The organism is Streptomyces microflavus (assembly GCF_014650075.1).
GTDB classification, from domain to species: domain Bacteria; phylum Actinomycetota; class Actinomycetes; order Streptomycetales; family Streptomycetaceae; genus Streptomyces; species Streptomyces microflavus.
The window spans coordinates 602123-625033 of the sequence record NZ_BMUG01000005.1; the positions used below are offsets into that span (position 1 = coordinate 602123).

24 protein-coding genes are annotated in these 22911 nt (G+C 68.7%); 14 read left to right on the forward strand and 10 right to left on the reverse strand.

What is annotated here, in order from left to right:
- The first annotated feature begins 101 nt into the window (after positions 1-101).
- The 3 genes from IE264_RS18045 (at position 102) to IE264_RS18055 (ending at position 1864) form a co-directional block, all read left to right on the forward strand.
- Entirely contained in the window at positions 102-416 is a 315-nt protein-coding gene (locus IE264_RS18045) for a hypothetical protein (protein ID WP_032754848.1), read from the forward strand.
- 249 nt (positions 417-665) lie between these two features.
- Entirely contained in the window at positions 666-1394 is a 729-nt protein-coding gene (locus IE264_RS18050; RefSeq protein WP_190167660.1) for a polysaccharide deacetylase family protein, read from the forward strand.
- A gap of 209 nt (positions 1395-1603) precedes the next feature.
- Positions 1604-1864, forward strand: coding sequence for a hypothetical protein (locus IE264_RS18055; protein ID WP_032754850.1), 261 nt, complete (start codon positions 1604-1606; stop codon positions 1862-1864).
- A 245-nt stretch (positions 1865-2109) separates the two neighbouring features.
- Here IE264_RS18055 and IE264_RS18060 read toward each other — a convergent pair whose 3' ends face one another.
- Positions 2110-3693 (reverse strand): alpha/beta hydrolase, encoded by a 1584-nt coding sequence (locus IE264_RS18060; protein WP_032754853.1) that lies wholly within the window; start codon positions 3691-3693, stop codon positions 2110-2112.
- A 914-nt stretch (positions 3694-4607) separates the two neighbouring features.
- On the opposite strand from IE264_RS18060, the gene IE264_RS18065 reads away from it, so the two are divergent.
- Positions 4608-4898 carry a PRC-barrel domain containing protein gene (locus tag IE264_RS18065; protein WP_229887596.1) on the forward strand — a complete coding sequence of 97 codons (291 nt, stop codon included), beginning with the start codon at positions 4608-4610 and terminating at the stop codon, positions 4896-4898.
- A gap of 139 nt (positions 4899-5037) precedes the next feature.
- Here IE264_RS18065 and IE264_RS18070 read toward each other — a convergent pair whose 3' ends face one another.
- Complete coding sequence (locus IE264_RS18070) at positions 5038-5670, reverse strand: SMI1/KNR4 family protein (RefSeq protein ID WP_032755014.1); 633 nt, start codon at positions 5668-5670, stop codon at positions 5038-5040.
- 462 nt (positions 5671-6132) lie between these two features.
- Here IE264_RS18070 and IE264_RS18075 point away from each other — a divergent pair, with 462 nt between their 5' ends.
- Positions 6133-6432, forward strand: coding sequence for a hypothetical protein (locus tag IE264_RS18075; protein ID WP_229887598.1), 300 nt, complete (start codon positions 6133-6135; stop codon positions 6430-6432).
- 64 nt (positions 6433-6496) lie between these two features.
- On the opposite strand, the gene IE264_RS18080 is transcribed toward IE264_RS18075, so the two are convergent.
- The gene (locus IE264_RS18080; protein ID WP_158706503.1) at positions 6497-6901 is read right to left on the reverse strand and encodes a hypothetical protein; all 405 of its coding nucleotides are present in this window, start codon (positions 6899-6901) and stop codon (positions 6497-6499) included.
- A gap of 962 nt (positions 6902-7863) precedes the next feature.
- Here IE264_RS18080 and IE264_RS18085 point away from each other — a divergent pair.
- Positions 7864-8304 (forward strand): hypothetical protein, encoded by a 441-nt coding sequence (locus IE264_RS18085; RefSeq protein ID WP_032754855.1) that lies wholly within the window; start codon positions 7864-7866, stop codon positions 8302-8304.
- A 269-nt stretch (positions 8305-8573) separates the two neighbouring features.
- Here the strand turns inward: IE264_RS18085 and IE264_RS18090 are convergent, their stop codons facing one another.
- Positions 8574-9347, reverse strand: coding sequence for a calcium-binding protein (locus IE264_RS18090; protein WP_032754856.1), 774 nt, complete (start codon positions 9345-9347; stop codon positions 8574-8576).
- A 239-nt stretch (positions 9348-9586) separates the two neighbouring features.
- The gene (locus IE264_RS18095) at positions 9587-10102 is read right to left on the reverse strand and encodes a lytic polysaccharide monooxygenase auxiliary activity family 9 protein (RefSeq protein WP_032754859.1); all 516 of its coding nucleotides are present in this window, start codon (positions 10100-10102) and stop codon (positions 9587-9589) included.
- Positions 10103-10466: 364 nt separating this feature from the next.
- On the opposite strand from IE264_RS18095, the gene IE264_RS18100 reads away from it, so the two are divergent.
- Together IE264_RS18100 and IE264_RS18105 are read left to right on the forward strand one after the other, a co-directional pair.
- Positions 10467-11267 carry a hypothetical protein gene (locus IE264_RS18100; protein ID WP_229887600.1) on the forward strand — a complete coding sequence of 267 codons (801 nt, stop codon included), beginning with the start codon at positions 10467-10469 and terminating at the stop codon, positions 11265-11267.
- Positions 11254-11862, forward strand: coding sequence for a Fic family protein (locus IE264_RS18105; protein WP_229887602.1), 609 nt, complete (start codon positions 11254-11256; stop codon positions 11860-11862). The genes IE264_RS18100 and IE264_RS18105 overlap by 14 nt, the downstream gene beginning before the upstream one ends.
- Positions 11863-13031: 1169 nt before the next feature.
- On the opposite strand, the gene IE264_RS18110 is transcribed toward IE264_RS18105, so the two are convergent.
- Entirely contained in the window at positions 13032-14150 is a 1119-nt protein-coding gene (locus tag IE264_RS18110; protein ID WP_032754866.1) for a fatty acid desaturase family protein, read from the reverse strand.
- 7 nt (positions 14151-14157) lie between these two features.
- Positions 14158-15168, reverse strand: a complete 1011-nt coding sequence (locus IE264_RS18115; protein ID WP_106973076.1) for a ferredoxin reductase — start codon at positions 15166-15168, stop codon at positions 14158-14160.
- A gap of 131 nt (positions 15169-15299) precedes the next feature.
- Between IE264_RS18115 and IE264_RS18120 the strand changes: the two genes are divergently transcribed.
- On the forward strand, positions 15300-16439 hold the full coding sequence (locus IE264_RS18120) for a PucR family transcriptional regulator (RefSeq protein ID WP_032754869.1): 1140 nt from the start codon (positions 15300-15302) through the stop codon (positions 16437-16439).
- A 193-nt stretch (positions 16440-16632) separates the two neighbouring features.
- On the forward strand, positions 16633-16971 hold the full coding sequence (locus IE264_RS18125) for a thioredoxin family protein (protein WP_032754871.1): 339 nt from the start codon (positions 16633-16635) through the stop codon (positions 16969-16971).
- A gap of 207 nt (positions 16972-17178) precedes the next feature.
- Here IE264_RS18125 and IE264_RS18130 read toward each other — a convergent pair whose 3' ends face one another.
- A complete protein-coding gene (locus tag IE264_RS18130; protein ID WP_032754874.1) occupies positions 17179-18105 on the reverse strand; it encodes an AEC family transporter in 927 nt (308 codons plus the stop codon).
- Positions 18106-18317: 212 nt separating this feature from the next.
- On the opposite strand from IE264_RS18130, the gene IE264_RS18135 reads away from it, so the two are divergent.
- Complete coding sequence (locus IE264_RS18135) at positions 18318-18710, forward strand: hypothetical protein (RefSeq protein ID WP_032754875.1); 393 nt, start codon at positions 18318-18320, stop codon at positions 18708-18710.
- 231 nt (positions 18711-18941) lie between these two features.
- Complete coding sequence (locus tag IE264_RS38675) at positions 18942-19109, forward strand: hypothetical protein (protein WP_373301919.1); 168 nt, start codon at positions 18942-18944, stop codon at positions 19107-19109.
- Positions 19110-19288: 179 nt separating this feature from the next.
- On the opposite strand, the gene IE264_RS18145 is transcribed toward IE264_RS38675, so the two are convergent.
- Together IE264_RS18145 and IE264_RS18150 are read right to left on the reverse strand one after the other, a co-directional pair.
- Positions 19289-19681, reverse strand: a complete 393-nt coding sequence (locus tag IE264_RS18145) for a hypothetical protein (protein ID WP_229887604.1) — start codon at positions 19679-19681, stop codon at positions 19289-19291.
- A gap of 42 nt (positions 19682-19723) precedes the next feature.
- Positions 19724-20122 (reverse strand): hypothetical protein, encoded by a 399-nt coding sequence (locus IE264_RS18150; protein ID WP_032754881.1) that lies wholly within the window; start codon positions 20120-20122, stop codon positions 19724-19726.
- A gap of 592 nt (positions 20123-20714) precedes the next feature.
- Here IE264_RS18150 and IE264_RS18155 point away from each other — a divergent pair.
- Both IE264_RS18155 and gap read left to right on the forward strand, forming a co-directional pair.
- Positions 20715-21671: a GlxA family transcriptional regulator gene (locus IE264_RS18155; RefSeq protein ID WP_032754884.1), complete on the forward strand. Its 957-nt coding sequence runs from the start codon at positions 20715-20717 to the stop codon at positions 21669-21671.
- 160 nt (positions 21672-21831) lie between these two features.
- The gene (gene gap / locus IE264_RS18160) at positions 21832-22830 is read left to right on the forward strand and encodes a type I glyceraldehyde-3-phosphate dehydrogenase (protein ID WP_032754887.1); all 999 of its coding nucleotides are present in this window, start codon (positions 21832-21834) and stop codon (positions 22828-22830) included.
- Positions 22831-22911: the final 81 nt, after the last annotated feature.

The following is a 22911-nucleotide window of genomic DNA, read 5'->3' on the forward strand; positions in this document are numbered from 1 at the left end:
CCAGGGGCGGTGAAGATCTGGAGGGTACACGGCGATCCCGCGACGGTGCCTGCCATTCTGTGCCCGGACAGATCGCCGATGCCTGAAGGGCATCACCTCTCATGCGCATGACCCGTCTCACCACCACCGTCCTGGCCGCCGTGCTTGGTTGCACCGGTGTGCTCGCCGTCGGTTCGGCTGCCGGCGCTTCCGCCCCGTTCGGATGCCAGTACAAGGTGCTGTGGCCGACCGCCGGTGTGTACGAGAACCCGAACCCGAACAGCGTCGTCGTCAAGACCAAGCACGCCGGTGACATAGTCGGCGCCTCGACCTGCGAGGGCGCCGCCTACAACGAGTACGGGTATGTGCTGGTCGTCACCGACGCGGCAGCCGACGGCCGGGGCTGGATGCGCGTTGAGGCAGTCGTCCAGATCTGACGTACTCGCGCACACCTGGAGCGCGTAGGGGCCGCCGGTCCCCGGTCCCCGGACCGGTCCCTGCCGCTCCCGCACTTCGCCTGCCCGCGTTTGCCGAGTCCTTCCGTGGGACAGGACAGTCCTGCGCAACGTGCGTACGACGTCCCACTGCAGCCGTACCCAGGGCGGATATCGGTCAGCGAGCCGATGCTCCGCTGCCGCTCCGGTGTCTCTCTGGTTCACCAGTTCGTCCCTCGAGAGGATCCCGGTATGAGCAGGCGAGGCAGAACGCGCATATGGCTCGGCGCGACCGTGGCGATGCTGATGACGTCGTTCGCGTTACCACCTGCGGTCGCGCAGGAGGCCGGCTCCGCGAGCCGTTGTTCCGGGGGCTACGTGGCCATCACCTTCGACGACGGTCCGACGGACGTCACGGCCGAGTACCTCAAGGCGCTGCGGGAGGCCGGACGCGTCAGGGCGACGTTCTTCGTGACCGGCACGCTGGCCGAAGGGCACCGCGACGGGACACGGCGGATCGTCGCCGAGGGCCACCAGATCGGGAACCACTCCTACACCCACGCCAATCTCGTGGAGCTCGACGCGGCCACCGCATTCGCTGAACTGCGTGACACCAGCCGCGTCATCCGAACGCAGACGGGGCGTGCTCCCATTCTGTTCCGGCCGCCCTTCGGGAGCACCGACGTACGGACCCGGCGTGATGCGGCCGTGTTGGGGATGACCGAGGTGATCTGGACGGCCGACACCGTCGACTGGAGCGGTATTCCCACCGAGACGATCGTGGCGAACGCGCTCACCGTCAAGCCGGGCGGCATCATCCTGCTCCACGACGGTCTGCAGACGACACTCGCGGCCATCCCGAAGATCATCCGGGGGCTTGCCGCGCGGGGTCTGTGTGCGGGCCGGATCGTGTACTCACCTACACCGGTCCAGGCGTGGCCGGGCCTGACCTTTCATGCCAAGGCAGCCCCCTGGCGTTGAAGTGCCTCATAGGGGCGTTTCGGGCCCGGACGTCGGTGGAGGAGAAAGCCGCGGGGCTGACGACAGCGATGAGGCAGGGGCAGACCGACTTTCAGCGGCAGGCTGTCCAGCCCGACCGCCGGGTACGAGGAGGACGTTCCCTCCCACGCCCCTCGTGGAGGCCCCTGCGTCACCGTTTCGAACCATCCCGTGCGGGCAACCGGCTGGTCATGGAGACCAACGAGGGTACTGAAGAAGCGGTCGCGACCCAGGGGGACGAGCATCATGTCGTCCTCAGCGCCGATACCAATGGCGATGGGAAGCCGGATGTGTGGATGACCGACACGACCGGCGACGGCAAGGCGGATCTCTACCAGTTCGACACCACCGGTGATGGGCAGATCGACGTGACGGTGGTGGAGGGCGCCGAGGAGCCTGGCACCGATCGGCTCGTAGTTGACGGTGACGGCGGTCACCCCCCGCAGGTGTGAACTGCACGATCGACCGACGGGCTTGCGGCCTATCCGGTACGCGGTGATCTGCGGCAGCCGTTCACCGGCTGGGCAGATACTCGACCTGCAAGCGGATCACCGCGCCCTCGATCACCGGTAGGCCGCCCGGCCGGGCCGCCCCTCCCGCCCTCCCGCGGGAGGGCCGGCCGCGGCGCAGGGCTGACAGCACCGCGGCACAGCGAGATATTCACCAGCCTTCTACTGGGTGACTTGTCCGCCGGGGATCAGCGGCCGGGGAAGGGCAAGCGGGCCGGTGCTGGGACCGGGTTCGGGTTCGGGTTCGGGTTCGGCGAGATGGAACGAGACTCTGTCGTGGAGAGCGGGTCGGCCGCGCAGGTGACGTCCCGGGCCGGAAGCCGGCCGGTGGTCAGATACGTCGTGGTGACGCCGTCCGCGCAGGCACTGATGCCGAGCGAGTACACGCCGTGGCCCTGCCCCTCGTCCACGGTGACGAGCCGCGAGCCCCTCAGTGCCCGCCGCAGGCCGAGGGCGGTGGCCAGCGGGGTCTGCGAGTCCCATTCGTTCTGGACGATGAGCGCGGGGACCTTGTTGTCGACCTTGGTGGCCGCTTCGATCGGGCGGTCCCAGTAGGCGCACGGGAAGATGTTCGAGACGGAGTCGCCGTAGAGGGGGTAGCGGACGCTGTCGCGCCGGGAGTCGGCTCGGTAGACGGCCGGGTCGGTGGGCCAGCGGGCGTCGCCGCACACGATCGCGAGGTAGCTCGCCAGCTCGTTGTCGGTCGGCACGAAGGTCGGGAAGGTCGGTACGGGCTTGCCCGCGGCGGCGTCCCGAAGCAGCCCCAGGGTCCTGGCGGCGACCGACGGGTGGGTGATCTCCCAGCGTATGTACTCGCGGACCTCGGCACCGTCGAACCTGGTCCCGCCGAGGTCGAGCGGCTCCCGGTCGGCGCGCGCGACGATGTCCCAGAACAGCTTCTCGACCTCGGCGGGTGTGTCACCGAGTCCGTACTGCGCCGCATGACGGGCGGTCCAGTCCGTCCACCGGTCGAACGCGGTCTCGGCCTGTTCCGCCCAGGACCGCCCCATGCTTCGCCAGACCCGCTCGGGGTCGACCGCGCTGTCCAGGACGAACCGGTCGACCCGCTGAGGGAACAACTGGGTGTAGACAGAACCGAGATAGGTCCCGTACGACAGTCCGAAGTACGAGATCCTCTGTTCTCCGAGGGCCGCGCGCATGATGTCCATGTCGCGTGCCGTGTTGCGGGTGGTGACGTGCCGGAGCGTTTCCCTGTTGTGGTTCCGGCACCGGTCCGCGATGTCGCGCGCCCAGGCGACGTCCTTGGCGAACGTCGCACGCTTGTAGGGCCGGTACGTCAGCCGTTCGTCGGCGGTGGTCGTGCCGCAGGCGAGAGGGCTGCTGGCGCCGACCCCACGCGGATCGAAACCGATCAGGTCGTACCGGTCCTTCACGGACTGCGGCAGAAGCCCGCTGAGCGCGAGGGGATAGAAGAGCCCGGACCCGCTGGGTCCGCCCGGGTTGAAGAGCAGGGCGCCGCGCCGCTTGCCCGGGTCGGCGGCCTTGATCCGCGACAGCGACACATTGATCTTCTTGCCGTCCGGCCTGCGGTGGTCGAGGGGCACCTTGAGGGTGGCGCACTCGACGGTCGGAGGGATGTCGCCGCCGCAGCCCTGCCAGGTCAAGGAGGGGGCGGCGGTGGTCGGGAGGTCTACCGGCGAACCGGGGCCGGCCGTGGGCGCGGCCATGGCTGTGGTGCCGAGGAGCGTCGGGGCGAGTACTGCGGCGATGACTAAGGCGATCTTGGAGGTCGTTCTTCGTCTCAGGAGCAAGGGAGTGCCTTCGTTCGCTGGGATGCTGAATGGCGCTCCCCAGTGGCCCGGAGGGACGGACCGCAGGGGCATCGATCACGGTAACGGCCTTACGCCGTAAGCGAGTTCGGATGTGCGAATTGCCCTGGTGAGGCGTCTTGACCGAATGATGCGGTGCCTGGGCGGGGGAGCGGGGTCGGCCGCCGTCGTTGGAAGGCCGAACGCACCGGAGCCCGAGCCGCTCTGCGGATGGCTACTGCGATACGGCTGCTGCGGGCTGGTGCGCCAAAAGGCGCAGCTATCCCTTACTGCGGGCGTCAGTTGGTGCTCTTGGCGAAGAGTGATCGTTCGAGCGCGGATCGACGGAGCTGGAGGCGAGATCACTGGCTGGGTTGAGAGCCAGCGCAGCTGTCATGAGCAGGAGCACCCGCACGCCATCACCGGTGGCGCTGTCCACTCCGGGCAGCAACGGGATGACCATGGTAAAGCCCACGAGGACGAGGCTGGGCCGGTCCGCCGTACCAGCCTGGCGACCCGGGAAGCCGACGGTTCGGCGGCGCTGTGCTGCATGAGTGCCGTCAAGTCTTCTGCGGCGAGGGCGAGGACACCTGCACGCAGTGAGGTGGTGATGGAGTCGTACTCCTCGGCCGTGTGAACCTGAGTGACCGCACGGTCATGACGCCGCATCAGTTCGGCCAGGGCGGCGTGGAACCGGCGCGCCTCGCGTCTGGAAGCCAGTTCCCTGACGGAGGTTCTGCGGCGGATGACCGATGTGTCTTGGGCGGCCTCGATCGCGAAGGCGAGACGGTGCCGGACGATCTTGATGCTTCGTAGATCCCACCAGTGGGCGCGCACTTCGAAACTCATCGCAGCGGCCGCCGCGAGCTCGACGAGCAGGCCATCGGCACAGCGGGTACGGGGTCCAGCAGTCGATAGTGGGCTTCACCGTGGAGGCCGCTGACGGAGTCGTCGGGCACGTGGACCGGCAGCAGGACCTGCCCGGCATACAGCACATGGTGGTCGACACCGGCGTTTGGAAGTTCGGCAGGAGCGTGCTGATCCTGGCCGGTGCTGTCACCTCCATCGACGCTGCGGCACAGAAGGTGGAAGTCGCAGCATCCCGGGAGGAGATCAAGGCCGCTCCCCGCTTCACCACCGACAGCGAGACAGCCGACCCCGTCTATCTGTCCGAGGTCGGCGACTACTCCTTGTCCCTGCGCTCGTGAGCGGGACGTCGACATCCTGCAGGAGCCCGACAACCTGAGCTCCGCAGCACCAGCCCCGAGCACCGCTTCGCACAGGGTGCACTGCGCCCGCAGCACCGTGGGTTCGTCTGGGCTCGGCGGCGTTCTGCGTTGCTGGTGGTCAGGGCAGCCCGATCGGTGCGGGCCTCAGCGGGTAACCGTTCAGCTCGTTGCAGCCCTCCTCGCCCCACCACATCCCGCCTTGCGCGGTGAGGTAGGGGCGTAGCCCGTGGACATCTCCTCCTTCATGAAGTGCTTGCGCGACCGCGTGAAGAAGGCTCGCCAGATCAGGCCAGGATTCGGTGAAGTCACCACCACCACTGTGGCCCGCCCAGCCGAGACGCCCCGTGTCAGGACCAGGACGTTGATCGATGACCTGCGCCACGCCGTCGGCGCTCTCGGCCCAGGGAACCCAGAGGCGGTGCCACCAGGGCTCCTCTTCCCAGGGGCGAACGGACAGGCCCTCGTTCTCCGCCGCGACGCCCATACAGGTCTGCCAACGGTCCACGATGCCGCTCACTGAGAGCGGGGACTGCTCCGGCAGGATCGTTGTCCAGGCGCTCACGCCGTTGTGGCACTGCAGAGATTCGGCGAGATCATCGGGCAGTGGGGCCCCGAGGATCCGTTCCGCCTTTCGAATCTCGTCCAGGGGCGCCGGCGGATTGAGGAGCATGAAATCGGAGGCTACGTGAGTGGCCAGCCAGGCGTCGATGAGGCGCCAGGACTCCGACGGGGGCAAGACCTGCTGTGGCATGGCGTCATCCTGCCCCACGCGTCCTGCGAGGTGCATCGAGGCCCCGGCCGGCCGATGCAGCGAGGTCAGCCGGCGGCCCGCTGTCCGGCTCGGGCAAGAGTGGCGGGGTGATTCCGGCCCCGTCACCTCATCACCGGGGCTCGCCGCAGTCTCGCACTGCGCTGCCACGGCGCGCTCCCGGTTTGGACGACCACCCTGAGTGCGGCGCTCACGCCGCCCGCCGGCGAGCGAGGCCCTGCTCCCACGCGCAGGGCCGTGCGACTGCCGGACAGCTGCGGGCGCGGATAGATCTGGATTCATGAGACCGGATGGCCGGTCCGGTTCGCACTCCCGGGAGGCTGCCATGGGTCCGACCACCAGAATTCGCTGGGCAGCAGCTCTCGTCGCGGCCGCCCTGATCGCGCTGGGCACCGCCGCCGTCCCCCCCCCGCCGCCTCGCCGCAGTCGGACACGTCGCTGGACGTGGAATGGGCGAGCGCCGATCCCAGCCATCTCCCCCTCTTCTTCGGCACTCTTACCATCGGCGGGACCTACACCTGCACCGAACCCGCCGGTACCACCGTGCTGGTCAGCTTCACCGCCATCCAGATCATGCCCGTGGCGCTCCCGTCGGGTGCCGGCAACTTGTCGTGCGGCCCCGGAGTCGTCGACGCCCCCTGGAGCCTCACCAGCGCTCCCAGTCAGGACGTGCACTACGGGTACGTGTCCGTCCTGACCAGCTTCAACGGAGTGGCCCTGCCTGCCGAGCAGTTCACCGCTTGAGAGGACACCGCCGGGGTCCTGCGACGAGTTGGGATCTGCCAGGTCCTGCTGATGACGTTGGACGTCAAGGACGGTTGAGCGTCCTGGCGCCGAGCCATTCCAGCGTGCCATTCTGATTGATTTTGGCCAGTGTCACAAATACCTTGTTGGCTCCACCGGGAAAGTCGGTGGGAATGGTGAAACCAAAAGTCGTGGTGTGGTTGTTGCAGGCAGTCCGCGTCTCGAAGGCGTTGCCCGGATCCGTCTGGAAGACGGCCTGAACACAGCCACTCCAATGCGATTCCACGCGGCCGGATATTCCGACGGAGCGATTGTAGAAGTTGGCAGTTCCGTAGGTGCTGCCCTGCCCTCCGGGCATACTCCACCCAACCGGCGCAGCCGTAGCCGTTCCTGTCGCGGTCATGAGAACGGCCGCTGTGGCAGCCGCCACTCCCGTGCTTCTGAAGAGTGTTCGCATGATTTCTCCCATGGAGTCCTTCGGGGGTACCGACTCACTGAACAGGATCATGTGGGTTTCGAGGAAGCCTCGTTCAAGCCTTGCGAAGGCCTGTACTGCGCTCTTGCTTCCTTCGCGGGATGGGCCCTGACGCGGTGTAAGCCTCCCCGTTGCGTATCCAGATCGTCTGCGGAGAGTGGGCAGTAGGAAGGTGCCACCCGCGCCGGCAGACCTACCGCCCCGCGTGGGCCGCATCAGCGATCGCCCCGCGCCGGCGGTTCGCCGGACGTCCGGTGTCGTCGGGGGCCGGCCCTCACCGTCCCCGGGAGGCGTTGCTCGGACGGTTCTGGCCTTGGTGCCTGCCAACTCGACGACCCTGGCCAACGGTTGCGTGCGCCGAGTGCCTCGTATGTCTGAGGATCGCAGGTCACGGCCCTACCTTGCCCAGACCTTTCTGGGACACCACACCGCCCCCGGAGAACCCGTACCGCAGAAAGCAGCCTGCGCTGCCCGCCGCCCCCTCCGACGCGGGCACCAGGACAGTGCGCCCGGCCCATCCCCGAGCCGGAACGCTCGCTCGTCGAATCGCTCCGGGAAGACGACTTCCCATGCTTGCGAAGGGCTTGGTGCAGAGACGCAGAGCGCCTGCTGATGGACGCCGCCGCACAAAAGCTTTCCGCGTCCGGTGCCTCGGCGGCGGCGTCCTATTCGCAGTGTTCAGACATCAGGGTGAGACAGCGCAAAACAGAGCAACCCTTCTCAATCGAAGCGTTATGGCCGTGCTACACAGTCAATACCCCGACGTACAGCAGGGTTTCGCTCTCCGCCTTCAACGTGCAAGGCCGACGGCTTGTGCTCGGCAGCACCGGCTACAGGTGGGCCGCAGACCGCCTCGCCCCTGAGTTCGCGAACGGCGGACTTGTGGCCCACGGCCAGCAGCTCGATCGCACGAAATTCACCAGCAGGTAACCAAAGTCGGTATTCACCCGGTCACCGTGGCCACTCGGGTCAACGGAGCCTGGGGCGCAGACGGTGCCTACCTGCTCGACGGAAATCCTCCGGTCAACTGGAACGAGGAGCCGGGCTCCGGCCTTGAGGCGCATCAACTGTGCGTCGAGATCAGCCAGAGCGTCCAGGCGCAGATCCGCGGCTACGAACGCGAACACCTCCGGGACTTGGCACGTGCATGGATCCTGACGGTCGGCATGGCCGTCGAGGCACTGCCGACGAGCGGCTACGCCAACACCGGCGACGCGCTGGACCACAGAGACCAGCAGCGCCGCATCATCCTGACCTCCGTCCTGCGTCCTGCTGGGCCCCTCGCCCCAGTTCTCACGCTCAGCGGCCTGCCTCACCGACCGGACCATCAGGACGCCGCTGCACTTGACCAAGCCTCAGTCGGCCCCGGGAGGCCCGGCTCAAGGAATCAGCGGTGACCACCACCCCGATCAGCGTGAGTGGCTGAGGGCGGCAGGGGCTCGCGGATTCCCTCAGAGTGATTCCGGCGGGCGGAGCGACGAGCCGCTGCAGGTCCGCGAGTCCCGCGACGGGCAAAAGGCGGGCCCGAGGCATTCCATACCCGCCCGCAAGAGGATCGCTGGTGTCCCGCCGTCGCCCGTCGGTCGAAAGTGCCCCGTGGCCGGTGTCCGGTGTCCGGCGGATCGGGGCCGGCGGCAGCATTTGGTGGGGCGGGTCCCGGCGTTGCCTACGGGAGGACGATGTTCAGGCCAGAGCCGCCTTCGACCATGTCTTTCCCCGAGCCGCCGACGGCCAGGTCGTCACCGGCCTCGCCGTGCAGCATGTCGTCGCCGGAGCCGCCCAGGAGGACGTCGTTGCCGTCCCCGCCCATGACGTGGTCGTTGCCCGAGCCCGCGTACACGAGGTCCGTGCCGCCGTACCCCTCGACCATGTCGTCGCCCCGGCCGCCCCACATCCGCTGGTCGCCGTCGTCGCCCATCAGGTGGTCCATGCCGTCGCCGCCGTCCAGGACGACGCGCCCCATGACCATGTCGTTGCCCGCGTCACCACGTACCGTGTGCGCGGTGTGGGCGTGCAGCGTGTCGTCACCGGGTCCGCCGCTGACGGTGGCCACCCCGAGGTCACTGGTGGCGATCTCGTCGTCGCCGTCACCGAGGAAGACGTCGATCCGGTCCGGCCGGGGGCTGCCGGTGGGCAGCTCGCAGACGACGTACGTCTCGACCCCCGGTTCCAAGTACGTGCAGTGGTCGCCGGGCTGGAGCGGGACCGCATCGCGGAAGCCGATGTGCCGGACCCCGTCGCCCTGGTCCATCGGGACCACATGGAGGTCGTTGACCTGCCCCGGGGCGGCGATGAAGCTGATCGACTGCTTCGCCCAGTCGGCGCCGATACGGGCCTTGGCCCCGGTGGCGGCGGGAGCCGCGACGGCCGGGGACGCGGCGAGGCCGGTGGCGAGCAGGGCCACGACGGCTGCGCGGGCGGTGACTCGGTGGCGGTTCATGGGGCCTCATCTCGATGGGGTGGTCGGCGGGCCGGCCAGGCGGGGTGCTCGCCTGCGTACGAGCGCGGTGGCGCCCGGGGTGATCGCCTGGGGCAAGCGAGGTGCCGCCCGGCGCCCGGAGCGGGCGGTGCACCGCCCGCTCCGGGCGCCGGGCGGGCATCGGCCGGTCCGTTTCGTTCAGGTTCTGGCGCGTACCGGCAGAGCCGGGCGGTGCCGTGGTGCTGAGGTGCGGTCGCGTGTCAGCTCACGTTCACGTCCACGCAGGCGTAGAAGGCGTTGGTGGTGTCGGCGATGTTCCACACGGCCAAGACCTTCTGCTTTCCGGTCAGGCTGCCGAAGTTCACCTGGTGTGTGACGGTCTCGCCGGGCCGCGCGCCACCGTCGTTGAACTCAGCGATCTTGCGGCCACCCGCGTAGTACTGCCAGGTGCTGGTGGCGTGACGTGCGGTCAGCCGCCAGTTGAAGCTGGTTGTCCGGCTGACCGGGGTTACCTTCCAGCCCTTGCTGTCGTTGTTGAGCTCGGCGAAGGCGGCGTTCCCTCCGCTGCAGCTCGTTAAGCCCTTGGGGCCCTCGACGCTCTGCGGCTCGTACTTGATGGAACCGCAGGAGACCGTGCCGGCTGCGCACTGGGCCTGTCGGCTGGGGGGTGAGGATATGTAGCCGTGCGCGCTCGCGCTGCCGACAGGCAGGCTCACGGCCAGGAGCGGGGCGATCCCCGCGCCGATGGCGACGGCCAGCATCTTCTTGCTCTTCATGACAACTCCTCCGTGGGGGTTGGTGCTTGCCCGTACAGAAAGGACAAGCATGCGCATGACAAGCAGTGCCATACGTGACCGTGGGGCGGCCATGGATGGCTAGGGAAGCGTACCCCTCTTGGTCTAGACCAAGCCAGGGTGCGGGTGTGAACAGCCTTCGTCCCGGTGGGTTCGCGCCGGCCCATCCCCGCCGCTCCCCATGACCTCCGGGAAGGGGCGGTGGTCCCCGACACGCTTGCGCCGTGCCACGGGCACGGCGGCGCCGTGGTTCGTGCAGAGGCCGTCTCCCGCATCCTGCGGACGCCAGTGCGGGGTGCTGTCCGGAAAATGGTTCGCGGTCCCCGGCGTATGGAGCCGAGACTGATTGGCCACCACATCGGACAGGAAGAGTGGCCCAACGCTGACGTACAACCGTGACACCCTGCCGTTCCCCGAGAACCGCGTACCCGCTACCCCCTACGAGGACATCGGGAACTGGGCTGAGTTCGATCCTTCCTGTCACTTGTTCACCTGGGACGAGGACGAGGAAGCCCACCTCCGCTCGCTGGTCCGGGAGTGGGTGCCACCCGTGCTCTCCGGCATGGCTGGCTCCTGGCAGGGCGAAAACTGGTGTGAGCGCCAGATAGACGCGATCGTCCGGGAGCGATACGGAACCTGGTCCTGGGGCTGGAGCTGGTGCTATCGCCACGGCGGGCCCATCGGCAACTGGGTCAGCGGGCCGACCTCCGTGACGACCCCCGACGAGACCGCCGAACGCGTTGTAGCCGCACTACTGGAGTGGCGGGAGTGGTTGGAACGAACGGCCCAGCGCTTCACCGCACTGGCGCCCCCGCCGGACGCCTCACCCGAAGACCGCAGCTGGCACCTGGAACGGGCCTGCGTTCGACTCGTGACCCACACACTGGACTCGGGCGCGGAGGGCGGCTGGTACGGCCAGGCCTCGATCGTCCTGAGCTGGTTCCTCACCAGCAGCGGCATGGACCGAGCCGAAGCCGCGCGTGCGGTCGAGAACGCGATCGGCGGCCGGTTCAAGAGCTGGGTCACCCCGAAACGAACGCTGATCGAATCCGTCGGCGAGGACCTGGCCGCCGGTCTCACCGGCCACGCCCCCTACCAGGACCACCGTGAGAGGGAGAGGCTGGAGGATCTCCATGACTGCGACTGACAGCCTTTCGGTCTGGCTCCGCGTGCGCCGTGAGACCGACTGGCACAGAGCACCGGCCCTACAACGGATCCCGACCGACCACGACGGGTTCCGATCCTGGTGCGAGGGTCCGGTGCGCCGACGGGACCCGACCCGCGCCGGGCGTCTGCTAGCCGCACACAACTCGGCCTGCGAAGATGCCGCACGGCGTTCCCCGCTGGACTTCGCCCTGCTGTCCGGTTGGCAGCGCGAAGTCCTTGCTTCACCAAGGGCACCGTTCCGCGTCGGCGACGCCTATGCGAAAGCCGGCCGCGAGCGCTACGGTCTGACCCCTCGCACGCAGGCCGACTTCGCTTCCTGCCTGCACGAGACAACCGACCCGGCCATCCCGCTGGCGGCCCGTGCCGCCCGCGCCTACCTCGACGTGGCGTTCTTCCACCCGTTCACTGATGGCAATGCCCGTGCCGCGCTGTTGACCTTGGTCCATGTGCTGGCCCGGGAAGACATCGTCCTTCCAGAAGTCGCACCTCTCCAAACCACCCGCTACGCGGATGACCCGGCAGGCGCCGCTGACCTCGTCGCTCTCATCGGTGTGCTCAACCGCCGCCGACCCTGACGCGTCCGTGTGAGAGCACAGGCCTGGTCCGAAGCAGTGGCCATCTCGTCCGCGGGGAGCCCCAGGCGCCGAAGTGGAGCTCAACGCCCGTGTCCAGGCAGTACGCATCACAGTGACCAGTTGGCGGGTGTCATCGACACGTCGCAGGAGAACGGGGCCGCTGTCCTCAGGGCGGAGCTGGTCGATGATCGCCTCCAGTCTGGGCAACATGGCTGCGCATTGAGCGGCCGTGAGGAATCCGTCATCGTCTGTATGGTCGAGCGGTGGCGTCAGCTTGGTGGAGACACCGCTCCACGCGCGGTCCCCACCGAACCCGCGCTCTCGGCAAGGGTGAACCCTTCTGTGTCGGCCAGCCACAGCCTGAATATGTGGAAGCCTGGTCCTCAGGATCAGTCGCAGGGCGAGGTGTCGGCAACCGAAATGATCTGCCGCCGCCCAGGAGATCGAGCGCCAGATCCGCGCGCACACCGGGGCCGGCCAAGAGCAAGATGCATACCTGCGACGGCAGATGGGGCTTCAACAGCACCCGCTCCGCCGTCTCCTGGAGCACCAGGGAGTTCCTCGTCCCGGCGTTCAGCCCGACACGGGTGCCCTGCAGGGTGACTTCCTGCTCGCCGACCTGACCGCCCCGACGTGGAAGGTCACGATCGGCGTACCGTCGAAGATCCGGATCGAGCCGAAGGGCGACCTGACCGCACGACGCGGGCCGCTCCCCGAACCGCAGCGACGCCGTCGGGATGGGCTTGTACGCCGAACTGCTCGCCTCGACCAGCGGCCGGGCAGCAAGTGCGGTCGCTCGGTGACATTCTCCTGCCCGGCGACGACAAAGGCCTCGTCGTCGCCGGGCAAGCCTCTCAGGTCTCGGAACAGGCCTGTTAGGCGAGGGCAGTGTTGCGGGCCATGCGCCGTTCGAGGATTCCTGATGCTCGAACTCGTGGAACCCGTACAAGATGCCTGAGCAGGCGTGGCGTCACGTACGGGTTCCCGTGTCCCTACGGCTGGTCCTTGCTCTGGAGCCAGGCTCCGTCATCCGCATGTGGGCCGTGCCGGCCTGCCCCGGATCTTGTGCCGTACGGTCGGACGGCGCGGCTGCCCACCGTCCGCAACGCATCTCACCGAACCGGGCGATGCCGCCGGTACGGCCGGGAGACCCGAACCGACACCGGGAATCAGGCGGCAATGAGCTCCTGCTCGCGGTCCGACCTTTTGACCTTGGGCTTCTTGTTCGGCAGCGCGAGCCGGAAGACCTTGTGCCACGCGGAGAACACCTGCTTGGGCAGCGGGCCGGTGACGTACTCCAGCTCGTACTTCTCGAACAGCGCGCGCACCTTCACCGCGACCTCGGCGTACCGGTTGCTCGGCAGGTCCGGGAACAGGTGGTGCTCGATCTGGTGCGACAGGTTGCCGGTCATGAAGTGCATGGCCTTGCTGCCGCTGATGTTCGCCGAGCCCATCATCTGGCGCAGGTACCACTGGCCGCGCGTCTCGCCCCTGATCGACCGGCGCTCGAAGACCTGTACGCCCTCGGGGAAGTGCCCGCACATGATCACCGAGTGGGTCCAGATGTTACGGACCAGGTTCGCGGTGAACGTGGCGGCGAGGGTGGTGAGGAATGACGGGCCCGACAGCAGCGGGTGGATCACGTAGTCCTTGAGCACCTGCTTGCGGATCTTGCGGCCCACGGCTTTGGCCCGCGCGCGGAACTCCGGGTTCTTGCGGCGGCGCTTGTGGAGGTTCTTGCCGAGCTCCAGGTCGTACGCGGCGATGCCGTACTCGAAGAAGCAGGCGTTGAGGAAGTTCCACAGCGGCTGGCCGAGGTGGAAGGGGTGCCACTTCTGGTCCTCGTCGACGCGCATGATGCCGTAGCCGAGGTCGTTGTCCTTGCCGATCACGTTGGTGTACGTGTGGTGCAGCTCGTTGTGCGAGTGCTTCCACTGATCGGACGGCGAGACGTGATCCCACTCCCAGGTGGTGGAGTGGATCTTCGGATCCCGCATCCAGTCCCACTGGCCGTGCAGGACGTTGTGGCCGATCTCCATGTTGTCCATGATCTTCGCCACGGACAGCCCGGCGGTGCCGAGCAGCCACGCGGGCGGGAAGAACGAGAACAGCAACACGCCCCTGCTGACCAGCTCGAGCTTGCGCTGCGCCGAGATGACCTTACGGATGTAGGCGGCGTCCTTCTCGCCGCGGTCGGCGATCACCTCGTCGCGGATCGCGTCCAGCTCGCGGCCCAGCTCCTCGATCTGCTCCGTGCTCAGGTGGGCGGTGGGGTCGATGGCGGTCACGGTGCTCCTACCGTTCGATGTCGCAGGGGCCCGCCGCGGCGGACACACAGGTCTGGATGAGGACGCCCGGCTCGGCCTCGGTGATCTCGCCGGTGCGCAGGTCGCGGACGGCGCCCGCCTTGAGCGGAGTGACGCAGCCGAAGCAGATGCCCATGCGGCACCCGGAGGGCATGAGCACGCCGGCTTCCTCGCCGATGTCCAGCAGCGGCGTGGCGCCGTCCGCGTTGACGGCCTTGCCGGTGGCGCTGAAGGTGACCTCGCCGCCGTCGCCGACGACGGCGATGCCGGGGCGGAAACGTTCGGTGTGCAGGCGCTCCTGGACGCCGTGCTCGGTCCAGTGCTCCTCGGCGGCGTCGAGCAGCCCCGCGGGCCCGCACGCCCAGGTCTCGCGCTCGGCCCAGTCGGGTACGAGTTCGTCGAGACGGGCGATGTCGAGCATGCCGTCCGTGTCGGTGTGCACCTCGGTGAGCCGCAGTTTCTTGTCCGCGACCAGGCCGTGCAGTTCGTTGCGGAAGATCACGTCCTGCGGCTGTGGCGCGCAGTGGACCATGACGACGTCGTCGAACGCGGTGTCGCGCAGCATGCCCATCACGGGAGTGATGCCGCTGCCGGCCGTCAGGTAGAGCACCTTGGCTGGCTTGGCCCGCGGCAGCACGAAGTCACCGGTCGGCTGGTCGATCTGGATCAGCGTGCCCGGTTTCGCCCTGCGGACCAAGTGGTTGCTGACCTTGCCGTCGGGGATCGCCTTCACGGTGATCGTGACGCGGCCGTCCCGGCGATTCGTCGGCGAGGTGATGGAGTAGGCACGCCACAGACGCACCCCGTCGACGTCGACCCCGATCCGCACATACTGACCGGCTGTGTGGCCGCGCCAGCCCCGTCCTGGCTTGATCACGACAGTCGCGGCGTCACCCGTCTCGGGCTGTACGGCCTCGATGCGCCCACGGAGGTCAGCGCCCGCCCGCAGTGGGCTGACCAGGTCGAGGTAGTCCGACGGCAGCAGCGGTGTCGTGACCATCTCCAGCAGTTTCCACGCCCTACTGCGGCGGGCTGTACTCGTCATGGCTCCAGCTTGCTGTGCTTCAAGGTGTAAAGTCCTGACCGTAAGACGTGAATCTGGTCGGAAGAATTGTTCGCAAGGAACAAAAAGTGAGTCATGCAGCCCGGAGGGCCAGCGAGCTGGCTCTGGACGAGACGACGGTCACCGCGCTTCGGGCCGCGCTGAAGACCACCGCCGACGAGGTCGTCCAGGCGATCATCGACGAGGTCCCGTCCTACGCCAACGCCCTTTCGGGCCGCATGGGCGGCACCATCCGCCGGGCCGTCCGTACCGCCCTGGGGCACTACCTGGACCTTGCGAGCGGGAACGCGACAGGCGGCGACGGCGATGACGCAGCCTACGAGCTGGGCCGCGGCGAGGTGCGCGACGGGCGTTCGATGGACGCCCTGCTCAGCGCCTACCGCGTCGGCGCCCGCGTGGCCTGGCGATGCCTGGCAGCGGGTGCCGTACCCGCTGGGCTGCCCGCCGCCGAGGTCGCCAAGTTCGCCGAGCTGACCTTCGCCTACATCGACGAGCTCTCCGCCGCGAGCGCCGCGGGCCACGCCGACGAACTGGCCGCCCGGGGCAGGGCCCACGAGCGCCACCTGGAACACCTGGCCCGCGAGCTCCTCGTCGGCGCGAGCCCGGACGTGCTGCTGGCCTCTGGCCAACGGGCCGGGTGGCAGCCTCCGGTTTCGCTGACCGCGGTGCTGCTGCCCGCCGTTCAGGCCCGACCTGTCTATCGGGCGCTCGACCCGAGCACCCTCGTCCTCGACGATCTGCCGGATGCCACCGGTGTGCTGCTCGTCCCCGATGCCGACCGGTCACATCTCCTGCGGCAGCTGACCGACCGCGCCGCCGTGGTCGGCCCGGCCCGGCCATGGACCCGTGCGTCCGCCTCGTACGCACGAGCCGTACGCGCACGCGCCCTCTCCTCTGATGTTCGCGACACCGAGGACCACCTGCCCGAGCTGGTGCTGAGCGCCGACGCAGACGCGTTCGCGGACCTGCGTGCCCGAGCCCTCGCACCGTTGCGGACCTTGCCTGTCGCGACCGCACGGCGGCTGGAGGAGACGTTGCGGGCGTGGCTGCTGCACCAGGGCAGACGGGACGAGGTGGCGGCGGCCTTGTTCGTCCATCCCCAGACAGTCCGATATCGGATGACGCAGCTGCGGGAGCTGTTTCCGGATCTCGCATCGCCGCACCGGGTCCTTGAACTGACGCTGGCGGTCGGCCTTCGGGGCAGCTGACGCGCAGTTCGACCGTCCACGACCGCGTCCGCGAGCGGTCCAGCAATCGCGCCTCGTTCTCGGGGCCGTCAGCCAGGTAGTGCGGCCCGGCCCTCCACTCCGCCAGGTCAGCCGAACGACTGACTGGGCCGGCCTGGCAGACCGTACGAGGGATGATGGGATGGAATCACGGAACGAGAGGCCAAAAGCTTCCATGGCAAAGCAAGTTCACCGACCCCGTGAGGACGCGGAGTTCGACTTCATCCTGGGGATGAGCAGCGTTCCGGTCCTCGCATACTTCACCGGGACATGGCCCAAGGCCATCAAACCCTGCCAGGCGATGGACCTCGTCGTGGACGGCATCGCCGACGACTACACAGGCCGCCTGACTGCCGTCCGCACCGATATCACGCGTTGCCCGGCGACAACCCAGCGATACGGAATCACCGAAGCCCCGTCCTACGTCCTGCTGAAGGAGGGAGAAGCGGTGGCGCACGGCACGGGGCCCACGACCACCACCGGGGTACGGAAGTTCCTGGACGACCACCTCTGAAACGGCCGCTATGGCACATCGCCGCGACGCCCGTCACGTCTCGTCCATGAGAGCTGCATCGCCTGAGACACCTTGGGGCTGAGACACCCCCTCAGGTCACCTGATCCCGTCCAGCGCGGTCGCGTCCGGCAGTAGCGCGCCGCCAGAGCGCACCCAGGGGGAGAAGGAGCGGGCGAAGTCTGTGACCCTGCGGGAGTGCAGCACCACCTAGCGGCCGAGCAGCGCGGCGACGGTGATCAGCACCGGGACCGAGAGCAGGGTGGACAACAGGATCGACTCTCTGGCGAACCGCTCGGCGACCCGGTAGTGCGAGGCGTACGTGAAGAGGTTCTGGGCGGCCGGGAGGGCCGCGATCACGACAACGTCCAGCAGCGCCTCGCCCCGCAGACCGAACAGTCCAGCGCCGGCGGCCCAGGCTACGACAGGCTGGGCGACCGTCTTCAGCACGGCGGACAGATACAGCGCGCCCCGTTCCTCCCCGCGGCCCGGCCGCTCGCCGCCGCGCAGCGATATCCCGAAGGCGAGGAGCACTGCGGGGACCGACATGTTGCCTATGAGGACGAGCGGTTCGAGCAGGGGCCCGGGCAGGGTCCAGCCGGACGCGGCCACCGCCACCCCGGCCAGCGATCCGATCGCCATCGGGTTACGCAGTGGCGTGGTCAGCCGCCGGACGACCGACACCGGCTCCCCGGGGCGGCTGAGGTCGAGGACGGTCAGGGCCAGCGGGGTAACCAGGATCTGCTGGAGGAGCAGCACCGGCGCGACGAGCGAAGCGTCCCCGAGGACGTAGACGGCGATGGGGATGCCCAGATTTCCGGCATTGACGTAGCTGGAGCACAGCGCGCCGATCGTGACCCGTCCGGCCTCCCAGTGCAGGAACAGCCGGGCCACCACGACGAAGACCCCGCCTGTGGCGGCCGTTGCCATCGCCGTGACCAGGAGGCGTTGCGACAGGACGACGGACAGGTCCGCGCCCGCGAGCATCGTGAAGAGCAGGGCCGGGGTTGCGACGTTGAAGGCGAGTCGGGTCAGCACGGCGCGGCCGTCCTGTCCCAGATAGCCGCGGCGCCCTATGACGTACCCGACGGCGATGACGGTGGCGATCACCGTGAATCCGGTGAGGACTCCCTGCATGTGTTCCTTGCGGGTGGATCAGGTGCGGTGGACGGCAGACTGGATGGAAAGCACCTGGTGAGATGCCGGACAGCGTCTCAGACCGATGGTCGCGCCCCTGCGGCGGGGTGCGGGCGCGACGGCGGGCCGGCGTCTGCAGGGTCGCCCCGAGGTAGCGGGCCAGGGTGCCGTCAGCGCTGGCGGTGCCTCGGGCCAACCCTGAGGCACGGCGCATGCTGAGCACCGTGGCGAACACGAGGGATCCGGCGACCTGGGAGAAACAGATCAAGCCTGGCGGCATGGCGAACGTTCCGTTCGTGGACTTCCGGGAAGGCCCGGAGGGGGACAACTGTCGCGCCAGCAGGAACTGGGCCCAGCACCAGGTCGTCGAGTGCGCGGGTCAGTTCAAGTTCGCCGAACACACCCCGGAGCCGACGGATGCGTTCCCTGCCGCCACGTGGAGCTCCTTCACAGTGGTGGAGTTGGACTTCGCTGGCTTGCACCATCGAGTTCGTCGGCGGCACCTTGGTATCGGCCTGTTCCGCGCCGACGAACGTGATCACTTCCACTGTGGCCTGCGTAGCGGGGCGCTGTCGCAGTCGGTCCTCTTCGGGGCCGACACGTGAGGTTGACCCCCGGGACCCTCGATAGTCGGTTGTTCACCGCATTCGGACGCTATGGCCCAGCTCACCGCCCTTAGGACCAACCTCCTGAACTCCGGTCAACGGCCGCAACGTCCACGTTCCTCCGTTTCGACGCCACCCTCTTCGTACGAGACCAAGACGGTGAAGGGCGCCGGAATGGTCGGCGGAGGCCTCTTCGGCTGCGTCTTCGCCGGCTAGGGCAAGCTCGGCCTGATGTACGAGGGCACCCCGAGCATGACCCCGGTGACGGCCGCTCGGCCGGTGTGTGAGGACATGGACGCGGTCGTCGGGCGGAGCCAGCAGCTCACGACCACCCTGCACCGCTCCCGGAGCGCCGGCTTCGATGGTGCGCTGAGGCTCGGGGCGATGCCGTCTAGCTGAGTTCCAGGGCGAGGGGTATGTCATCGTGCGGCCGAGCGAGGCGGGCCCGAGAAGACGTCGGGCCGACCTCGAGCAAGCCGTCGGCAGCAGCCGACCACTTCCCGCGTATCGGACTGCCCGGGCACCCCTGCCCGGCCAGCCCGGCACGTGATCGCTCCTCCGGTGACCCGGGCGGTCTCTCAGCCCTGCTGCTCCAAGGAATCCGCGAACGCACGCAGTGCGTCGGCCAGTTCCTTCTTCGTGGGCAGTTGATCGACCTTCTTCTCCAGTTCGTCGATGCGCCTGGCGACCTCCGCGAGATCGGCCGGATCCGTCGGCGAGGGCTGGGGCCCGCCCGTGTGCGGCGGCCCGCTGGGGCTCGTGCTGGGCTCAGGCCCCCCAGTGCCGCCGGCCGATCCGCCGGAGCCGCTGACTGTGCCGCCGTCCGATCCACCGTCGGAGCCACTCGATCCGGCGGGCTGGGTTTCACCGGGCACCGGTGACGGACTCACAGGCCCGTTGTCCGACGTACCTGCGGCCAGCGCGCCGCCCACCCCGAGCACTCCTACGGCGGTGGCACTGATCAGCGCCACCGCCACACGCTTCGAACGTAAGTTCCTTATGGCTCTCATGGGTCAGACAGTAGCCATCGCACCCGGCGGAAGGGCGAGTTCCCATATTGCGCTTGTACGTGTCGAAGTAGCCCGCAGGGAAATGGAACCGCCCGGCCCCGCTGCACCCTGATCGCGGTCAACCCCGATCTCCTGGTGCGGCTCGGTGTCCCTCCTGATGTCCACCGTGAGGTCCCGGGTCTCCAGTTCGCCAGACAGAGTGTCGCGCCCCGCCGTACAAGCGCGGGTTGCCTCGATGAGTGGCCGCGTCGCCTCCAACTGCTCGGCGGCTCTGACCCAGCGCTCCAGTTCGAGCGCGAGGTTCTCGATCGTTGTGAAGTACACATCCTGGAGCAGCAGCTGCTGCGGGAAGCCGAACTGGGCAGGGCGACGTGTGCAGCCGGTCCACTGCCCAGTCCTCATGCGTCATGTACTTCTCTCCCCACACGTCTTCTCACACGCCGGATGCCCCGGGGAGCGCTCACCTTCGGCCAAGGCCTCTCTCCGCGGAATTTCGACGGGTGATACCGGCAGGTACTTCCAGCCGTCCGCCCAAGTGCCGATGTCACCGCCGTCCGCGCAACCGGCCCAACAGGCCGCGAGCCTGGGCGCGTTTACGCGGGTCGGCAGCGGCACGTCGGGCCGACTCGATTGTCCGTCGGCCTTGAGGGCTGCGGGTAAATTGAGCGAGGCGGGCGATCAGTCCGGGCATGGTTCCTCCTAGAGGGGTATGCCTTTCGTCTTCCCCACAAAGACGCGACTGCACGCGGGAGCCGAGAGCAAGCCGTCGAGTGATACAGCGAAGGCGGCCCAGGCGCTGTAGCGGCGCATCAACTGGTCGAAGAGGTTCCGAGAGGACCACCGCCTTCTGGCACCCCTGGAAGAGCTGACGTAGCAATTGGGCCCGGCCTGCTCCCGGGTGCTCAGCGCACCGCACCTGTGAACCAGAGGCCGCCGGGCAGCACGCCCGGCATGGATGCCGGTGCGCCCGCGCCTCTCCGCGTAACCTTTCCCCGTGCCCGCACCGTCCCCGCATCGCGTCGCAGTCCTCGTACTGGAGGGGGCGAAGCCGCTCGACGTCGGCATTCCGGCGCAGGTGTTCACGACCCGCGCGAGCATGCCGTACGAGGTGAGGGTGTGCGGGGCGCGGCCCGGGCTGGTGACCGGTGGCGACGGGCTGTCGTACTCCGTCGCCCACGGGCTCGAAGCCCTGGAGTGGGCCGACATCGTCTTCGTACCCGGATACCGGTTCCCGGACCGCGAGGATCCGCCGCGGGCCGTCGTTGACGCGCTGACCGGCGCCCACCGGCGGGGCGCGCGGCTGGCCGCCATCTCCACGGGCGCGTTCGCCCTCGCCGCCACGGGTCTGCTCGACGGCAGACGGGCCACGACGCACTGGCACTACACACGGGCGCTCGCGGCGAGGCATCCGCTCGTCCAGGTCGACGAGAACGTCCTGTTTGTCGACGAGGGGAGCGTGCTGACGTCGGCCGGCGCCGCCTCGGGCATCGATCTGTGCCTGCACATCCTGCGCGGCGATCTCGGGGTGGCTGCGTCGAACCATGCCGCCAGGCGTCTGGTGGCGGCCCCCTACCGCAGCGGCGGTCAGGCGCAGTACGTGCCGCGCAGCGTGCCCGAGCCGCTGGGCGAGCGGTTCGCCGCCACGCGCGAGTGGGCGCTGCGCCGGCTCGGTGAGGCACTCACGCTCGACGCACTGGCCCGGCAGGCCGGGGTCTCGCCCCGGACGTTCTCGCGGCGCTTCGTGGACGAGACCGGCTATACGCCGATGCAGTGGGTCATGCGCGCCCGCATCGACGTCGCCCGCGAGCTGCTGGAGCTTTCGCAGCGGAGCGTCGAGCAGATCGCCGCCGACGTCGGCCTGGGCACCGGGGCGAATCTGCGGCTGCACTTCCAGCGGATCCTCGGCACCACGCCGAGCGAGTACCGGCGGACCTTCGCCCGGGGCGAGTAGGTCTCGCCGCCGTGGCCCGGCATAGTTCTCGGGCCGCCGTCCGGCACGGTCCGGCCCTCGCCGTGGCCTGGCGAGATCCTTGCGGACCATGGCGATCACGCCGCTGTCACCGGCACACGCCGCGCGCGAACCTGGTGGTGAACCGGAAGGGACACCACTCATGACTCGCATCGCCATCAACGGATTCGGCCGCATCGGACGCAACGTGCTGCGCGCACTGCTCGAACGCGAGAGCGACCTCGAAGTCGTCGCCGTCAACGACCTCACGGAGCCCGCAGCCCTCGCGCGGCTGCTCGCCTTCGACTCCACGGCGGGCCGGCTCGGTCGCCCGGTGAAGGCCGACGGGGACACCCTCGTCGTCGACGGCCGGCGCATCACCGTGCTTGCCGAGCGTGAACCGGCGCGACTGCCCTGGGCCGAGCTCGGCGTCGACATCGTGCTGGAAGCGACCGGCCGCTTCACCTCGGCCGAGGCCGCCCGCGCCCACCTCGACGCGGGCGCCAAGAAGGTGCTCGTGAGCGCACCGGCGTCCGGCGCCGACGTCACGCTCGCGTACGGCGTCAACACCGACGCGTACGACCCAACGGCGCACACCATCGTCTCGAACGCCTCGTGCACGACCAACGCGCTGGCCCCGCTGGCGAAGGTGCTCGACGATCTCGCCGGTATCGAGCACGGCTTCATGACGACGGTCCACGCCTACACACAGGAGCAGAACCTGCAGGACGGCCCGCACCGCGACGCCCGCCGCGCCCGTGCGGCCGGGGTCAACATCGTGCCGACCACGACCGGCGCCGCCAAGGCGATCGGCCTCGTGCTGCCGAACCTCGACGGCAGGCTGTCGGGCGACTCGATCCGCGTACCGGTTCCGGTGGGCTCGATCGTCGAACTGAACACGACTGTCGCCCGCGACGTGACGCGCGAGGACGTGCTGGCGGCGTACCGTGCCGCTGCCGAGGGACCGCTCGTAGGCATCCTCGAGTACTCGGACGACGCGTTGGTGTCGTCCGACATCACGGGCAACCCGGCCTCGGCGATCTTCGACTCGGCTCTCACCCGCGTCGACGGCCGCCACATCAAGGTCGTCGCCTGGTACGACAACGAGTGGGGATTCTCCAACCGGGTGATCGACACGCTCCAGCTCCTCGCCACCGGCTGACCTGACGCCGGGCCGGCCGGGCGGTGAGCCCCCAGGAGGGGGCTCACCGCCCCACGGAGCCGGCGACCTCCTGACGGCCCT

Bases quoted from the DNA above. Each gene is read 5' to 3' on its own strand.
- IE264_RS18045 (WP_032754848.1), top strand. From the start codon at position 102: ATGCGCATGACCCGTCTCACCACCACCGTCCTGGCCGCCGTGCTTGGT.
- IE264_RS18050 (WP_190167660.1), top strand. From the start codon at position 666: ATGAGCAGGCGAGGCAGAACGCGCATATGGCTCGGCGCGACCGTGGCG.
- IE264_RS18055 (WP_032754850.1), top strand. From the start codon at position 1,604: ATGGAGACCAACGAGGGTACTGAAGAAGCGGTCGCGACCCAGGGGGAC.
- IE264_RS18070 (WP_032755014.1), bottom strand. From the start codon at position 5,670: ATGCCACAGCAGGTCTTGCCCCCGTCGGAGTCCTGGCGCCTCATCGAC.
- IE264_RS18080 (WP_158706503.1), bottom strand. From the start codon at position 6,901: ATGGGAGAAATCATGCGAACACTCTTCAGAAGCACGGGAGTGGCGGCT.
- IE264_RS18090 (WP_032754856.1), bottom strand. From the start codon at position 9,347: ATGAACCGCCACCGAGTCACCGCCCGCGCAGCCGTCGTGGCCCTGCTC.
- IE264_RS18095 (WP_032754859.1), bottom strand. From the start codon at position 10,102: ATGAAGAGCAAGAAGATGCTGGCCGTCGCCATCGGCGCGGGGATCGCC.
- IE264_RS18105 (WP_229887602.1), top strand. From the start codon at position 11,254: ATGACTGCGACTGACAGCCTTTCGGTCTGGCTCCGCGTGCGCCGTGAG.
- IE264_RS18115 (WP_106973076.1), bottom strand. From the start codon at position 15,168: ATGGTCACGACACCGCTGCTGCCGTCGGACTACCTCGACCTGGTCAGC.
- IE264_RS18125 (WP_032754871.1), top strand. From the start codon at position 16,633: ATGGCAAAGCAAGTTCACCGACCCCGTGAGGACGCGGAGTTCGACTTC.
- IE264_RS18130 (WP_032754874.1), bottom strand. From the start codon at position 18,105: ATGCAGGGAGTCCTCACCGGATTCACGGTGATCGCCACCGTCATCGCC.
- IE264_RS18135 (WP_032754875.1), top strand. From the start codon at position 18,318: ATGCTGAGCACCGTGGCGAACACGAGGGATCCGGCGACCTGGGAGAAA.
- IE264_RS38675 (WP_373301919.1), top strand. From the start codon at position 18,942: ATGTACGAGGGCACCCCGAGCATGACCCCGGTGACGGCCGCTCGGCCG.
- IE264_RS18150 (WP_032754881.1), bottom strand. From the start codon at position 20,122: ATGAGGACTGGGCAGTGGACCGGCTGCACACGTCGCCCTGCCCAGTTC.
- gap (WP_032754887.1), top strand. From the start codon at position 21,832: ATGACTCGCATCGCCATCAACGGATTCGGCCGCATCGGACGCAACGTG.